This is a genomic window from Sphingobacterium sp. DR205, from assembly GCF_011064245.1.
In the GTDB taxonomy this organism is placed as follows: domain Bacteria; phylum Bacteroidota; class Bacteroidia; order Sphingobacteriales; family Sphingobacteriaceae; genus Sphingobacterium; species Sphingobacterium athyrii.
On sequence record NZ_CP049333.1, the window covers coordinates 2,632,461 to 2,648,599 of the forward strand.

At 42.3% G+C, this 16,139-nt stretch carries 13 protein-coding genes and 1 riboswitch; of the genes, 2 read left to right on the forward strand and 11 right to left on the reverse strand.

Annotation, left to right across the window (positions count from 1 at the left end; translation table 11 throughout):
• Positions 1-3 precede the first annotated feature (3 nt).
• The 6 genes from thiH to thiS are packed head-to-tail and all read right to left on the reverse strand — an operon-like array spanning position 4 to position 5,164.
• A complete protein-coding gene (gene thiH, locus G6053_RS11105; protein ID WP_165306453.1) occupies positions 4-1,128 on the reverse strand; it encodes a 2-iminoacetate synthase ThiH in 1,125 nt (374 codons plus the stop codon).
• 9 nt (positions 1,129-1,137) lie between these two features.
• Positions 1,138-1,908 (reverse strand): thiazole synthase, encoded by a 771-nt coding sequence (locus tag G6053_RS11110; protein ID WP_108632034.1) that lies wholly within the window; start codon positions 1,906-1,908, stop codon positions 1,138-1,140.
• Positions 1,905-2,537 carry a thiamine phosphate synthase gene (gene thiE / locus G6053_RS11115; protein WP_241254979.1) on the reverse strand — a complete coding sequence of 211 codons (633 nt, stop codon included), beginning with the start codon at positions 2,535-2,537 and terminating at the stop codon, positions 1,905-1,907. Before thiE ends, G6053_RS11110 begins: the two co-directional genes overlap by 4 nt.
• Complete coding sequence (locus G6053_RS11120) at positions 2,489-3,100, reverse strand: thiamine phosphate synthase (protein ID WP_165306454.1); 612 nt, start codon at positions 3,098-3,100, stop codon at positions 2,489-2,491. The genes thiE and G6053_RS11120 overlap by 49 nt, the downstream gene beginning before the upstream one ends.
• On the reverse strand, positions 3,097-4,911 hold the full coding sequence (gene thiC / locus G6053_RS11125; protein ID WP_108632031.1) for a phosphomethylpyrimidine synthase ThiC: 1,815 nt from the start codon (positions 4,909-4,911) through the stop codon (positions 3,097-3,099). Before thiC ends, G6053_RS11120 begins: the two co-directional genes overlap by 4 nt.
• A 46-nt stretch (positions 4,912-4,957) precedes the next feature.
• The gene (gene thiS, locus G6053_RS11130) at positions 4,958-5,164 is read right to left on the reverse strand and encodes a sulfur carrier protein ThiS (protein ID WP_165306455.1); all 207 of its coding nucleotides are present in this window, start codon (positions 5,162-5,164) and stop codon (positions 4,958-4,960) included.
• Between the two features lie 61 nt (positions 5,165-5,225).
• Positions 5,226-5,321, reverse strand: a riboswitch (TPP riboswitch).
• 231 nt (positions 5,322-5,552) lie between these two features.
• On the opposite strand from thiS, the gene G6053_RS11135 reads away from it, so the two are divergent.
• Positions 5,553-8,192 (forward strand): alpha-L-rhamnosidase, encoded by a 2,640-nt coding sequence (locus G6053_RS11135; RefSeq protein WP_165306456.1) that lies wholly within the window; start codon positions 5,553-5,555, stop codon positions 8,190-8,192.
• A gap of 84 nt (positions 8,193-8,276) precedes the next feature.
• Here the strand turns inward: G6053_RS11135 and G6053_RS11140 are convergent, their stop codons facing one another.
• The 4 genes from G6053_RS11140 to G6053_RS11155 are packed head-to-tail and all read right to left on the reverse strand — an operon-like array spanning position 8,277 to position 11,474.
• Positions 8,277-8,948 (reverse strand): phosphatidate cytidylyltransferase, encoded by a 672-nt coding sequence (locus tag G6053_RS11140; protein ID WP_241254980.1) that lies wholly within the window; start codon positions 8,946-8,948, stop codon positions 8,277-8,279.
• 11 nt (positions 8,949-8,959) lie between these two features.
• Positions 8,960-9,670, reverse strand: coding sequence for a phosphatidate cytidylyltransferase (locus G6053_RS11145; RefSeq protein WP_108632029.1), 711 nt, complete (start codon positions 9,668-9,670; stop codon positions 8,960-8,962).
• Positions 9,671-9,672: 2 nt separating this feature from the next.
• Positions 9,673-10,254: a CDP-alcohol phosphatidyltransferase family protein gene (locus G6053_RS11150; RefSeq protein ID WP_165306458.1), complete on the reverse strand. Its 582-nt coding sequence runs from the start codon at positions 10,252-10,254 to the stop codon at positions 9,673-9,675.
• Between the two features lie 2 nt (positions 10,255-10,256).
• Positions 10,257-11,474 carry a hydroxymethylglutaryl-CoA reductase gene (locus G6053_RS11155; protein ID WP_165306459.1) on the reverse strand — a complete coding sequence of 406 codons (1,218 nt, stop codon included), beginning with the start codon at positions 11,472-11,474 and terminating at the stop codon, positions 10,257-10,259.
• 127 nt (positions 11,475-11,601) lie between these two features.
• Between G6053_RS11155 and G6053_RS11160 the strand changes: the two genes are divergently transcribed.
• On the forward strand, positions 11,602-12,555 hold the full coding sequence (locus G6053_RS11160; protein WP_165306460.1) for a hypothetical protein: 954 nt from the start codon (positions 11,602-11,604) through the stop codon (positions 12,553-12,555).
• A 266-nt stretch (positions 12,556-12,821) separates the two neighbouring features.
• Here G6053_RS11160 and G6053_RS11165 read toward each other — a convergent pair whose 3' ends face one another.
• Positions 12,822-16,106 carry a DEAD/DEAH box helicase family protein gene (locus G6053_RS11165; RefSeq protein WP_165306461.1) on the reverse strand — a complete coding sequence of 1,095 codons (3,285 nt, stop codon included), beginning with the start codon at positions 16,104-16,106 and terminating at the stop codon, positions 12,822-12,824.
• Between the last annotated feature and the right edge of the window lie 33 nt (positions 16,107-16,139).

Genomic DNA, 16,139 nt, shown 5'->3' on the forward strand with positions numbered 1-16,139 from the left:
CATTTAGCGAATTAGTCCTGAATAAGTACTTTCCCAATCTTTCATCACAGGTGCGTATCCCATTTTTCGGATTTGATTTTTTATGGTTTCCATATCCCGCTCGTCGCTGACCTCAAATTGCTCCAGGGCTTGCGGATCAACAACATACCCGCCGGGGTTTGTTTTGGAAGCTGCACTCATTGTTGTTACCCCGATAGGGATGATATGATCCCTAAAGCTTTCATTTTCACGGGTAGAAATGGAAATCTCCAGGTTTTCATTCCATAACCGGTAAGCACAGATCAATTGCAGCAGATATTTGTCCGAAAGATGAAAATTGGGAGCGACGGAACCCGCTGCTGGCCGCAGTCGCGGAAAGGAAATGGAGTACCGGGTCTGCCAGTAGTTTTTTTGTAAATAGGCGATGTGGGCCGCGGTAAAGAAGCTGTCCACACGCCAGTCTTCCAGTCCGAGTAACACCCCTAATCCGATTTTATGGATACCTGCCTGCCCGATGCGGTCCGGAGTGTCCAAACGGTAATCAAAATTCGATTTCTTGCCTTTGGGATGGTATGTCTTATATACTTCCCGATGATAGGTTTCCTGGTACACTAAAACTGCATATACACCCGCAGCCTGTAATAATTGATATTCCGTTAATTCAAGAGGTTGTACCTCGATGGATATTTGCGCGAAATGAGGTTTAAGCAGCTCAATCGCCCGAAGGAAATAATTAATTTCCACAGTCTTGTTTGCTTCACCGCTGACCAATAGTACATGGTTGACCCCCATGGATTTGAGTGCCATTGCTTCCAGTAACAATTCAGTGTTGTTTAACGTTTTGCGGCGAATCTTGTTGTCCATGCTAAACCCGCAGTAAGTACAGATATTCTGACATTCATTACTGAGGTAGAGTGGCGCGTAGAGTTGTATCGTCTTGCCAAAGCGCCGTTGTGTGATCTGCTGTGCCTTGACAGCCATTTGCTCCAGATAAGGTGTTGCGGCCGGTGAAATAAGGGCGATGAAATCGTCGAGTGTCAAATTATCCCGGTTTAATGCATGGCGGATATCCCGATCCGAGGTCCCATAAATCTTTGCCTGGACTTCTTCCCAGCGATATTGCGCGAGTAGCTCTTTAAAATCAGTCATGGTGTTGGATCAATCGAATAAAAATGAAGTTAGCGGACTTGAACTGACTGCCCGCGAAGTAATGGGGCCTAGTCCTGCTTCATAAGCCTTGCGCCCGGCACTGACTGCTTGCTTAAATGCTGCGGCCATCTCTACCGGATTATTGGAAATGGCAATTGCCGTATTGACCAGCACGGCATCCGCACCGATTTCCATCGCTTTAGCAGCATCAGAGGGAGCTCCAATTCCGGCGTCAACGATTACGGGAACATTGCTTTCCTCGATAATGATTTCCAGAAAGTCTTGGGTACGAAGTCCTTTGTTGCTACCGATCGGTGCACCTAAGGGCATGACAACGGCAGTACCTGCGTTTTCCAGACGTTTACAAAGTACAGGGTCTGCATGAATATAAGGCATGACGACAAAGCCCAGTTTTGCCAGCTCCTCTGTCGCACGCAAAGTTTCAATCGGGTCAGGTAGCAGATAGCGGGGGTCGGGATGAATTTCTAGTTTTACCCAGTTTGTTTCCAGCGCTTCTCTGGCTAGTTGGGCCGCTAAAACCGCTTCCGCCGCTGTTCTGGCACCCGAAGTATTGGGAAGTAAGTCTATTTTTGTCAGATCGAGTGCAGCCGTCAATTCGTCTTGCACGGCGAGCTGATCGATTCGTTTTAGTGCAACGGTAACGAGCTGCGAGCCGGAAGCCCTAACGGCCGCGCTCATTTCATCTAGATTGCCGAATTTGCCCGTTCCCATAAATAATCTGGATTCAAAGCTGCGATTGGCTATGTGTAATGTGCTCATGGTAAAAGATTTTTAATGGATGAAATAATATTTGGTGTCTGCGTGATCAATCCTGATACCGCTACACCATAAACTCCTGTCTCTGTTAAGCGTTGGATGTCTTCAAGGTTGCTGATCCCACCGATAGCGAAGATCGGAACAGGAGTAAGCTCCTGCCGGTGGATTTCCCGGATGATATGTTCATATCCGGCAATACCCAATAGCGGACTGAGCTTTTGTTTTGTATAAGTATGTTTATAAGGGCCGAGTCCGATGTAATCACATTTTTCAGCGATCCGCTGTTGCACATCTTCCAGGCTATTTGCTGTCCCGCCAATAATCTTTGCTGCTCCCAGCAACTGGCGAGCTTCAGCTATACCGCAATCCGTTAAGCCAAGGTGTACACCATCGACATCCAGCTCCTTTGCTAGTTGCACATGATCATTGATGATACATTTGGCTCCAAAGTGCTGGCAAACCTGTAGCACTTGCTGCGCAAGCAGCGAGAATGCAGATTCATCCGCTTGTTTCCATCGAATCTGAATCCATGTGGCACCTGCATCCAAAGCTTTTAAGATGTTATTCTTTTGGTCTGCCAAAGTCAGTCCCTGGGAGATATATTGTAGTTTTTCGAGCATAGCTGTTTGCATGTGATAAAATGTTGAATAGGGTCAGGATCTTGCCATAGGGCGCCCAATAAGGCGATCCCGTCTGCTCCTGCCTGGATGGGGAGTAGGCCGTTTGCGGCTGTTATCCCTCCCAGGCCAATTAAGCGGACATCAAAATTGGACCGTAGTGGCAGCTGGTCCAATAGGGCATTGTCGCGGCCATAGCCTATTTTTGAGATGCTTGGAAATAAGGGACTTAAAAAAGCATAATTCCAGCGTGTGTCCAAGGCATTGAACTGACTGATATGGTGGACCGAAGTCGAACAGATGTTCCCGAAGTGATGCCGGTCGAACTGGCCGCTTTGCCGATGATGTTCATTGAAGTGAATTCTGCCGATTTGAAGTGTATCTGACAGCTGCGGATGGGAGTGGAGAACCAATCGATCGTGGTATGTGGCATCTATAGATGCCACATAACGGTACATCTGCTCATCTGTGAAATGATATTTTCGCAGATGTAGGAGATCGAGTCCCTGTTCAAAGAGATGATGTATGATGTCCATTTCCGAAGTAACTTCCTCCGCTGCTGTCAACGCAATGATCATAAGTAGATTTCCTTTCCTTGGGCGATGAATTCCTGCGATTTTTCCAACATGCCCTGTGCGGCGGTATCCCGGATTTCCTGTGTAATTTTCATGGAGCAGAATTTCGGTCCGCACATGGAGCAGAAATGGGCTACTTTGGCAGCATCTGCAGGTAAAGTTTCGTCGTGGTATTCACGGGCAGTGTCGGGATCCAACGACAAGTTGAACTGATCCTCCCATCGGAATTCAAATCTCGCTTTACTCAAGGCGTTGTCGCGATACTGTGCTCCAGGATGGCCTTTGGCCAGATCTGCAGCATGCGCAGCCAGTTTGTAGGTAATGACCCCATCTTTCACATCTTTTTTGTTGGGGAGTCCAAGGTGCTCTTTTGGTGTTACATAACAGAGCATGGCACAGCCATACCAGCCAATCATTGCTGCTCCAATAGCCGAAGTGATGTGGTCATATCCCGGTGCGATATCAGTGGTCAGGGGGCCTAAGGTGTAAAATGGCGCCTCGTCACAACATTCCAGCTGCTTTTCCATATTCTCTTTGATCAGCTGCATAGGAACGTGGCCCGGCCCCTCGATCATCACCTGTACATCATGTTTCCAGGCGATCTTTGTCAACTCACCCAGGGTTTCGAGTTCGGCAAACTGGGCAGCGTCATTGGCATCTGCAATGGCGCCCGGACGCAAGCCATCACCGAGCGAAAAAGCAACATCATACTGCTTCATGATCTGGCAGATCTCTTCAAAATGAGTATAAAGAAAGTTTTCCTGATGATGAAAAAGACACCATTTGGCCATAATGGATCCACCTCTTGATACGATACCGGTTACGCGCTTTGCTGTTAAATGAATGTAGCGCAGTAGGACACCGGCATGGATGGTGAAATAAGAGACACCCTGTTCAGCCTGTTCAATCAGCGTATCCCGAAATATTTCCCAGGTGAGATCTTCGGCAACCCCTTTCACTTTTTCGAGCGCCTGATAGATCGGGACAGTGCCTATCGGTACAGGTGAATTGCGGATAATCCATTCGCGGGTTTCGTGGATATTTTTCCCTGTAGACAGATCCATGATCGTATCGGCGCCCCAGCGGCAGGCCCAGACTGCCTTTTCAACCTCTTCTTCGATGCTGGAGCTTACCGCACTATTGCCGATGTTGGCATTGATTTTTACCAGGAAATTACGGCCGATAATCATCGGCTCGCTTTCAGGATGATTGATATTGTTCGGAATAATTGCTCTGCCGGCAGCGATTTCCTCCCGGACAAACTCCGGTGTAATATATTTCCCGGCAGTTCGGGCGCCAAAGTTCTCGCCCGGATGCTGATGATCCATACCGGGGGTACTATCAGCCAGCTGTGCTATCCGTTGGTTTTCGCGAATGGCAACATATTCCATCTCAGGCGTAATGATACCTTTTCTGGCATAATGCAATTGTGTCACATTTTTTCCCTGCGCCGCAACCTTGGGTTTATGGCTGTAGGCAAATCGAAGCTCGTCCAGTGTTGTATCCGCCAGACGCTCCCGACCGTAAGTCGAGCTGATGCCCTCCAGCTGTTCCACATCCTTGCGGTCCAGGATCCATTGATCCCGAAGGCGGGGAAGCCCCTTGCGGATGTCAATTTCCTGCGTCCCGTCTGTGTAGGGACCTGAGGTATCGTATATGGTAATGGGCGGATTTACTTCGATCTGGCCATTGCTCAATTTGGTAGGGCTCAACGAAATTTGACGCATGGCTACTTGGATAGGATAAAGTGTTCCGGGGACAAAAACCTTGGTGGAATTTGGAAAAGCGGTCTGTGTGATTTTTTCTGATGTCATGTGCATGGGAATTAGGTATATTGATTTGAATATGTTCCATGGGGAGTTAACCGCCTTGTGTAGCGGTAATAAGCAGGATCTGGTCGCTGGATTGCAGGTGGGTTTTGGACCAGTCGTCTTTGGGAATAACCCGGTTGTTGAGTGCTACAGCGACACCTTGTGTTTTACCGGAAAGCTCAACCTGTAAAAGATCGGCTAAAGAGTTGGGCGCGGGGTCGAAAAATCGGATGTGATGATTGATTGTAAGTTCCATTCCTTTTTATTTTTTTGGTAAAACTTTAGGAATGGCCACAACAAGATACAGTAATGTATCCGGAAGAAAGCTTACTTTTCCCTACGCCAGTATGATCTGGATCAGGTTATAAGGGTAAAATCTCAGCCTGCACATGCAGACACCCCTAAAGTTGGAACTAATATAGGACTATTTTGATGAAAAATCCAAAACATCGTCATTAATTTTAAATACTTCCCAACAGGACAGTATAGTTTACTATGTTGAAAATAATTAATATATTCGTTTTTGGATCAACTAAAACAATTTAACACCTCTTGTTTTTCTGCTGAATCCATCCATGATCGTTCGGGATGTAAATTCAATTCTATTGTGGGAAAAGCAAGAAATCAACATGTATAAACCAACTATGCGGAAGACTTTACTGATGACGATGCTGTGCATGGGCACAGTCCTATATACACAGCAGCGAAAAGAATGTGTACCCATTGCGCTTAGCTGTGAGCATCTCCAAAATCCATTGGGTGTAGATAGGCCAAATCCCCGTTTGAGCTGGCAACTGGCTGATAAACGACAGGGCGCAAAGCAATTGGCTTATCAAATTATGGTGGACACAGATTCAATGGCATTGGTGAAGAATAAAGCCGGTAGCTGGAATAGTGGAAAGCAGTTAAATTCCGACATGTTGATCCATTATAAGGGACGGGCATTGAAACCGCAGACAAAGTATTTTTGGAAAGTCCTGGTCTGGGATAAAAATGGACGGCCAAGCACGTCTTCCATTGCTTCATTCGAAACCGGTATGATGGGAGTGGAGCACTGGAAGGGAAAATGGATTAGCGATAACCACAATATCCATGAACAGCCTGCACCTTATTTCAGAAGAACTTTTAAAGCTGCCAAACCGATCAAGTCGGCTCGTGCTTACGTTGCTGTGGCGGGACTTTATGAACTATCGGTAAATGGCGAAAAAATCGGCGATCACAGGCTGGATCCGATGTATACCCGATTTGATAAACGTACTTTATATGTGGTGGAAGACGTCACCCGGCAACTTCAGCAGGGTGACAATGTCCTCGCCGTTGTCTTGGGAAATGGCTGGTATAATCATCAGCCTCTGGCGGTATGGGATTTTGACAAAGCCCCCTGGCGTGACCGCCCGACATTTTGTTTGGACCTGCGCATTGTTTATCAGGATGGCAGTGAGGAAACTATAAGCTCGGATCAAAGCTGGAAAACTGCTGCAGGACCTATCCGCTACAACAATATCTATACGGGCGAGCATTATGATGCCCGTCTGGAGATGCCGGGATGGGATATGCCGACCTTTGACGACACGCAGTGGCATACTGTTCGGTATCGGAACCCACCCTCCACAAACATTGTCTCACAACAGACGGTACCCATACGCCTGGTCAGATCGTATGAACCGAAATCAATGAAAAAGATCAATGACAGTACCTATGTCTTTGATATGGGACAGAATATGGCTGGCCTGACAAAGATCAAGATGCAGGGGAAAGCCGGAACTGTGGTCAGGATCAAACACGGTGAACGATTGCATGCAAATGGACGCTTGGACCAGTCGAATATTGATGTTTATTATCGTGGGAATAAAGAACTGGAGCCCTTTCAAACTGATATTTTGACGCTGAGCGGTAGGAAGGAGGATGAATTTATGGCGAAATTTGGCTATAAAGGTTTCCGCTATGTCGAAGTGAGCTGCAGTGAACCGGTAGTGTTGGACAAGTCGGCTGTTACGGCTTATTTTATGCATAGCGATGTGCGCCCAATTGGCCAGCTGAAAACCTCCTCTGCCCTGATCAATGGCTTATGGGAAGCAACCAATAACGCCTACTTATCCAATTTGATGGGCTACCCCACGGACTGTCCGCAGCGGGAGAAAAATGGCTGGACAGGGGATGGTCACCTCGCCATTGAAACAGCTTATTATAATTTTGATGGCATCACGGTTTACGAGAAATGGATGGCCGACCATTGGGACGAGCAACAGGAAAACGGTGTGTTGCCGGATATCATTCCCACTGGGGGCTGGGGGTACGGTACGGCAAATGGCTTGGACTGGACAAGCACCATTGCTATTATTCCATGGCAGACCTATCTGTTTTACGGCGATGCAAGCTTATTGGCGGAATGTTATGACAATATCAAACGTTATGTGGATTACGTGGACGGAATCAGTCCCAGTGGACTGACTACCTTCGGTCGGGGGGATTGGGTACCGGTCAAATCGCAGTCTAATCTTGAACTTACCTCATCGGTGTACTTTTACGTCGATGCAACGATACTGGCTTCCGCTGCAAAGATGTTTGGAAAAACAGCCGACCAGCAGAAATATGAACAATTAAGCCAAAAGATCAAAGATGCCATCAACGCTAAATTTTTGGATACTGAAAAGGGGATTTACAGCACGGGAACACAGACCGAGCTAAGTGTACCTTTATATTGGGGCGTGGTACCAGAAGCGATGAAAGCCAAAGTCGCTGCCAACCTAAATAGCAAGGTCGAAGAGACCAATTTTCATCTGGATGTTGGGGTGCTGGGGGCGAAAGCACTCCTGAATGCATTGAAGGATAACGGCTATGACGAAACGGCCTATAAAGTCGCGGTACAGGATACCTATCCCTCCTGGGGATGGTGGATTGTCAATGGGGCGACCACCTTGCTCGAAAACTGGGATCTGAACGCCACGCGGGATATCTCTGATAACCACATGATGTTTGGTGAAATCGGAGGCTGGTTTTTTAAGTCTATTGGCGGCATTCTGCCGGATCCGGCGCAGGCTGGTTTTAAACATGTGCTATTAAAACCCATTTTTCCGAAGGAGCTCAAGGAGTCTTCTATTACTTATAATTCGCCCTACGGAAACATTGTGTCCAGCTGGAAATCGAACGGAAATAAGGTCGAATATCAGGTGGAGATACCGGCAAATGCCAGCGCAACCTTTTATCCGCCAGCAAATATCCGCAATGGTAAAGTAATCCAATTGGAGGCAGGGAAACATAACCTCAATTTGGAATTGAAATAATTGGCCTGGATCCGCTTTCGGTCCGCCTCTTGTTTGGCCATTGGCGAATATAATAGGTACTTGATACGAAGAAAAGGGGCGTGCTTAGGGAAGTAAGATATATAAACTTACGATTGTACTTAGGGGAATGGTTAAATTATCATAGCCATCTTTGCTCAGGGCTTCAGCGAATGTAGCCATGAGTGCAACCGTGGTTATTATAGTGAGTTCCTGAAAGTCGAGACTCGAATCATGAGCGTATTTCCAGATAAAAAAAGTCAGAACAATCGCACTGATAAAGAAAGCAATCGATCCTAACACAGTTTTTTTTGCGCCTAGAACCATATAAGGCCCTAGCGGCCACTTTTTGCCAGATAATGCGGCCATAGGATCACAGATGGCTAAGGTAGCCAAGGGGAGATAATAGAAAATGTTACGATCATCCAGATAGGTCTGGGTTACAAAGCAAAGATAGACTGCGGCTGGATAGGCTAGGCTACCTGCAGATTTCCGGTCAATAGCATGAATAGATCGCAATAAATTAAATTTTAGGGATAGGACCAAAATCACTGCAAATACCCCGCAAAGAAATAATACTGACCAATGACTTGCAAGTAAAATAGGGAATAACAGTGAAATAATGCCCGTACCTATGTGTACGAGTTTTCTTGTGAATTCAACTCTAATCTTAAAGCGGTGGTATAAAATTTCAGAAAGGGCAAATAGAAGCAAAAATAGCATTGCCAATAGAAGCATATTTGATAAGTCGTTTTTCATGATCATATTTTTTATAAATAAACTAACCAATACATTGCTCCGGAGAACATAAAGCTATCGAAGCGATCCAATATTCCACCATGTCCCGGAATTAATCGACTATAGTCCTTAATTTGACATCTGCGCTTGTACCAGGAAGCTAAGAGATCTCCAATGAGCGCAAAAATGCAAATGAGCGCTGCTGTCCATACTGTTAATCCAATTGAAAAAGGGATGTAATGAAAAAGGAAAAGACTGGCCGATACTGCCAATATCAAACCTCCAATTAAACCTTCAAAAGTTTTGTTGGGACTAATCTTTGGGATAAGTTTTCGTTTTCCCAACAATTGACCACTAAGTTGGCTGAACCCGTCAAAGGTGACGACTATAAAGTAGACGAAACAAATACGCTCTGTTGGTATCTGATAGCAGAACTTAACGAATGCCAATAGGATAATGAGGTAAATAAATAAGATAAAATAGAAGAAAAAAACGGGTCGTTTGGAAAATGATTGGGCTTTAAAAATTTCATAAATACCGACTATGCCAATGCAAATAGCCAGGAGTTTTATTTGTTCAAAATAAATGGACGAGAACACCAAGCTTAGCACCAGAAAATAAACTCCGAGTTTTAACCAACGCGCTTTGGCTCGATCAGCTTGACTGTCCTTATTGAGATACAGTGTAACTAAAGCACCTATTCCAAAAAATAATAGCAATATATTCGCAATAAACAGATACATGGTCAACCTCCTTTTTGTTGTTGGATAAGGAATATGCTCTTCAAATTGGAATGCAGCTTTGGTAAGGTAATCACTAGAATTAATTCCTCCAGATAAGCCAGACAGCTCACGATTAACATCAGGTGAAAATAGATTGCATGAAATCCTAGTACGAAGTAGCTAAAGATAAATATGCCCTGTAGGTAGCCAGTTATTTTATAAGACCATAAATGAAAGCTGGGGAACCGTTGGAATCGGATAAGTGCATATACTTGTGGAACGATCCATAAGACAATAAGAATCATAAATTGGATTTTATAAGTCGCTACGAAAGCTTTTTCCAGTGTTATCATTCCCATGAAGGCCATCAGGTATGTCCCTATGTCCGCAACCGAATCCAGTTTAGCTCCAAATTCTGTCTGAAGTTTAAATAGTCTGGCGATTAATCCGTCGAGTATGTCCGTTATAAGGTTTATAGACAATAATAATATAAAGAGATTCCTATTTTCAATTATTATGGCATAGCTAATGAAAGGTAATGCTAGTAGGCGGTAAATGGAAAGTGCATTTGGCACATTCCATCTATTTTCTTTTTTTGTTTCCATTTTTATATTGTTTTTTTTCTGCCGAATTTTTGATGTGCCTGCGTAAACTGGCCTGCTGACAAGGCTGCTGCAATAGATAGTTCGCCTGCAAGTACAAGGGCTGCGGCTATCTCGGCATATTTTATTGAGTTTCCTTCTCCGTAACAATCCATGATCTCCAAACATTCCTTTTGAGTAGGTAGATTTGTACCTCCGCCAACAGTCCCTATGATCAGGTTTGGTAAGGTGACGCTGGCATAGAGTGATCCATCTTTATTTAATTCCATTCTTGTGATGCCGGTAGCAGCTTCGGCTACACAGGCAACATCTTGGCCTGTAGCTAAAAATAGGGCTGCCAGTCCATTGGCATAGTGACCGTGCGCGCCTATGGCAGCGCTTTGGATGATCCCCATGGTGGAGCTACGCCAGTATCTATCCACAAGTTCGGCGGATGTTTTGAGTACTTCCGATACAATGCTGGCCGATAGTTCTATTTCTGCCGTTACTTTCTTACCTCTAACATTGTTGAAGGAATTTGCCGTAGCCTTTTTGTCGCCGGAACTGTTCCCCTCAATAAACCAGTGCGTAGGCTTAACTGGGCAGAGACTGACAATAAACCGACAGATAGCATCTGTACAGATGGTGACCATATTTTGTCCCGCCGCATCTGCGGTGAAATATTCAAATGAGATGGTCAGATGATTGCCTTCAATCTGGATTTTTGTGTCCGTTAATTTTGCAAAACGACTTGTTTTCTTAACGATATCCTGAAGACAGTCTTTCTCAGCAAGGAACCACGAAACGAAAAGGCTTAAATCATTTAGGTTTTCAAATTTGAATACGGGACTTCGCTGGACACCTTCTTTTAGACAGATCGAGGTGATTCCTCCTGCCAGCAGGCAGGCCCTTGCTCCACGATGATAAGAAGCAACCAACGCCCCCTCACTGGTGGCCAATGGGACATAGTATGCGCCGTTGGCAGCAGTTCCATGGACTTTTAACGGACCGATAATCCCTGTTGGCACTTGACTCATACCAATGAAGTTCTCAATATTTCCATTTAGTAGCGATAGGTCGATTTTTGTATCGGTCAATGTAGGAAATTGCTGGTTCGTTTTTTCGCTTAGGTAGCACCGTAGTTGCTCCGTTCCTTTGGTGCTAATCTCCGACGAAAAAGGTAAAGCACATAAGTTTTCAGCTTGATCAACTGATTGCGGAGGTATTTTTAGCGATGTTTTCATATGCAGATTTTAATAAAATGACTTTTTGTTTTGTCTAACAAATTTATTGTGATAATCGCATTCTAAATTGTGGTAAACAATAAAAAATATTTTTATTTTTGTGATAATCGCAAAAGCCAATAGATCTATGTATCAAGAAAAGCTGATCCAGGAAATACAACGAAAAATAGATGCAACGAGGTCGGTCATCGAGGCTATAGCAAGTGCACTTGATATCAGCTACGATGCGGCACACCGGAGAATTTCGATGAAGAGTAAATTTTCAATAGAGGAGACAGTACAGCTAGCGAATCACTTTTCACTTTCTTTGGATAAGATGTTTCAGAACAGTGATCATGTTTTAGTGAAAAGGACAACAGAAATTCAGTCATTCGATGATCTGTCAAATTACCTCGAAAATTCCTTTAGGTCTTTAACAGAATTTAAGCCTAATCTTGAGACGTTCCTGTATTATTCTGCCAAGGATATACCGATCTTCTATACGATAAATACAGGATTATTATCTCGTTTTAAGCGGTATGTTTGGCTTAATTTATTGAGCCCGGATGAGTTGGAGGTTTCTTTTGAGTCGTTTTTGTCAAAAACACCAATGGACAATAGGGGGCAAAAGCTGAACGATTATTATTCGTCCATCAGAGTGAAAGAGATCTGGAATGATACCACGATCAATAGTACACTACAGCAGATTATGTATTTTTCCCAAGCGGGTCTATTGACGGCTGACAATGGGAAGATCCTCTGTGACCAGATCAAGGAGTTGGTGTTTTCATTGGAAAAAAAATGTATCCCGAATAACGATCAGTATCAACTATATTACCACGAACTCTTGATCTTAAACAATAATGTTTTAGTTGGAAACAAAGACAGAAAGTCGCTATTTGTTCCCCATACGATGTTGGGGTATTTCATTACAAATGATAAAGACACTTGCCAACATGCTTCAAATTTTTATCAGCATCAGCTTAAAAATTCAAGGTTGTTAAATACGGCTGGAACGCGGGACAAGAAAATGTTTTTTAACAAGGTTTATCAAAAGATTGAGCTTTATAAAGCACGGGTAAGTTCGGATAATGAAATTTAAGGCGAAGGAGGGGAGCGTTGGAGAAAAAGCTATAAACAAGAAAGCCCATCGACTGATGGGCTTTCTTGTACAGGGAACGTTACAAATGTCGACCTTTTTGGAAGATTACGAAGCCATATTAAACGCAAAAAACTTACTTGAATAATTAATACTGACAACCAGTCTCGGATATCTGGGGCTGGCTTTTATTATTAAATATCCCTAAAATAACACGGCTAATAGACAAAACTGCGGCTTTATAATGTAATTTTTCCAATTATTTTTCTTTATTCACTCGTCATTACAAAGAAGTTATTCCCTGTCTTTTTCAATAGTAAATCAGTTGCTCCAAGTAATTTCAGATGTTCTGTCTCTTTTTCAATAGTCTTTTTCGAGATACCTGGTTGTACAACATAAATATTAAATTCTAATTCACAATACCCTGAAGTTATCATATTGAGTAAAGTATTCATTTCTTCATCTCCACCTATTTCATACCTACTTGCTTTCTCTTGGTTAATACGTGAATTTTGACGTCTAACCATATGTTGCAGAAGCTCATAAGTCGTATGTCTCCAATGAAAGCTTCTTTGTGCTTGACCGCACACTTCATATAAGTCTTTTAATCGACCACCGCTTTGCGATTTTGATGAAAACTTACAGTGGTACAAGTCTATTTTTATTCTGCTGTCTCCACCATCCCAAAATTTTATCGCTATAATATCACTCGCTTCATTGGCATCATCGTCATCAAATATTATTTTATAATCAGTATTAGATTTTAGCTTTTCGATAATATGAAATTGAATAGAGTCCGTCCTTTTTTTCAGTTTTTGTGATTCTTTCCGAATGTCTGTACCTATCCATTCTAAAGGAATTATTTTGCCGGTATCAAAAAGCTTGATTTTCCCTTTAAAAGGAAAGAAGATATTATTATACATTTTGGAATTGTCATGAAACCAAGTCACCGGAGGAAAATCATAAAATAATTCAGCTATATCTATTTCGTCCCCTTTGTAAGTAATTACAAAAGGCATAGTTCCAACCAATTCATATTTATAACCCCGTCCAATCTTGGGATCTAATACCAGTTTATAGTCAACGGTATGCTGATTTGACTCAATCGAGAATTCGACATAATCACGGCCATAAGAGTTCAATTTAATATTATAATCAACCACCGGAATGCCTCTTTGCATGAACATAGAGGTATAAGCATATAATTCTTCGTTCCATTTCATTGCAACAGGAACTTTATTTGCGGGGAGTTCTGTAATCAATTCTGGTTTCTGAATGAATTTAAAAATGTCCTGTGTATCGATAGAATCATCTAAGAGCTTGTTGCCAAGACTATCACACCATTGGCAGAAATCGGGAATACTTTTCACCAATTTAGTCCAAACTCTACCTTTCGAGGAACAACCAATAGTGACCTTATCTCCATTTTCATAACCGACTCCGAAAAGATTTGAACTGGATTTAGTATCCTTGTCCAATTCGTCTAGGCCACTTACAATAGAATTCCCTGCATACATAGTGAAACTGATGGGACCATCTAAAGTAGACTTTAAACCTAAATTAAATAGCTCTAATTGAAATACTCCATCCAGACACTTGTAGATATCAGCCTCGTTAAACAAACTTTTATTGGGGCCTACAATGGCTTCGGCAAGTTTATCATGTGTTGTTCCATTATTTGTACTGTTTATATAGAGTAGTTTCTGTTCTTCGTTCAAGTATATTATATAGAGATCATATTGACAGTTTAGCAAATCGTCTATTTTTCCCCATTTTACAGGATCAACTTTTTTTGCAACAATAACGAGTAGATTTTTTTCTTCATGTTCTACTGATACTGTTTCATATTTTTCGTCATTAAAACAAGATGTATAATTCTGTGGCTCCCATTCGATCTCATTATCAAATAATCTGAAGACAACTGTACTCATCGCAGGCGTTATATTTCGCAATGGAATTTTTGCTGGGATCTCAGCATCTGAAAAATTCTGAAAAAAGTCTTGCTCTTCTTTTACTGAGCCTATTATATCTTCATTTGCCATACTGATAATTTTATCCCAGTCTGAATCTTTCTGATATAATTTTTTCAAAGTCCCCTTTAACTCTGGGTCTGCAATATTGGCCACTATAGACGCATTGCCCAATTTTAATATTGATTCGCGCGTAAATCTTCCAAAGAACTGAAATGAGGTGGTGATGTTTTTATGCAAATCGTGCAATGCACAAATTTTTAACTGAGGAAGGTCAAATCCTTCTCCAAGCATATCTACACATACAATTATTTTATGTTTTCCAGCAATGATGTCTTCTAATATTTTCTTGCGGATTGTCTGCTTAATACCGCTATGAATAAATACAGGGTTGTACTTCTGATATGGTTTGTAGATTTTTTCAAACACCTCTTCAGCTTTAGACATTGTATCCACCCTTGCCATCAGTATATGGTCGTATTTTTTCTCCATATCTTTTTCCAAAATGGAAATTGCCTTCTCTGCAATAAGCTGGTCAGATTTCAGTGGGTTAAATTCAAGAATAGGATGAAAAACAATTTGCTTGTAATAATTGTCTCTCTGTGCGAGTGAGAGGGGATAATCGTAAATTACCTTACCCTGTAAACGTTTCTTATCATTTCTAAATGGAGTCGCCGTAAATAGTAAAATAGGTTTATTAAAAGTTTCTAGTTGTACTTTGATGTTATTCCACTCTTTTGCCTGACTATGGTGTGCTTCATCCATAATTAAAAGATTGCACCAATTCAGGAAAGATGCCTTTATTTTTGCATCACCACTCAATATCCCTGTAATTATTTGTGGAGTAGAAATAATTACATTTGATTCGAACAAACTGTCTGCATCCTCTATGTTTTTTATACCCGTTTTTAGAAAACCTACAATAGGATTTTTGGTAGAGGAGGAAACAATCTGAAATCTACGATCTTTTAGAACGCCCAGGGATTTGAATTTATTGAAAATCTGGGTTCTTAACGAGGCCGAGGGAACGATTACCAATAAGCCCTGACACTTTTCTGCTATAGTTAAGCACAGCATTGTTTCGGTCTTACCTGTCCCAGTGGGCATTACAACTACTGCGGGTTTGCTTGAAATGCTCCAATGAGAGAGAATGGAATGTAATGCACCAATTTGTGGAGGTCTAAGCCCAAATTGAGTGATATTACCGGTTTCATCTTTGACTTCCTTTTTGTAATTAAATTTCCCTTCCCAAGTCTGAAGGATATTTTTGTGATCAGGAAGTTGTATATACTCTGCTTTCTTTTTGCATTTCGAAAGAATTGCAATGGTCAGTTTTTCATACTCTTCAAGCAATGTGAATACAGCATCATAATTTTGTGGGATCTGGCTTTTAATTGTTGAGATAAAATACTTTGAACCATTATCGGAAAGAAATTCATATCCTGAAAATGTACTTCCATTGAATTTTCTTATAATGCCCTGTTCAACTCCAATATAATATTCTTTTTTATTGCCGTTGATACTTTTTATATATGTACAATTGAAAGTAATTTCAATTTTTTCTTCCGGGAATAGACTGTTCATAGTTTATGTTATATATAATGCGACTTTGTATTA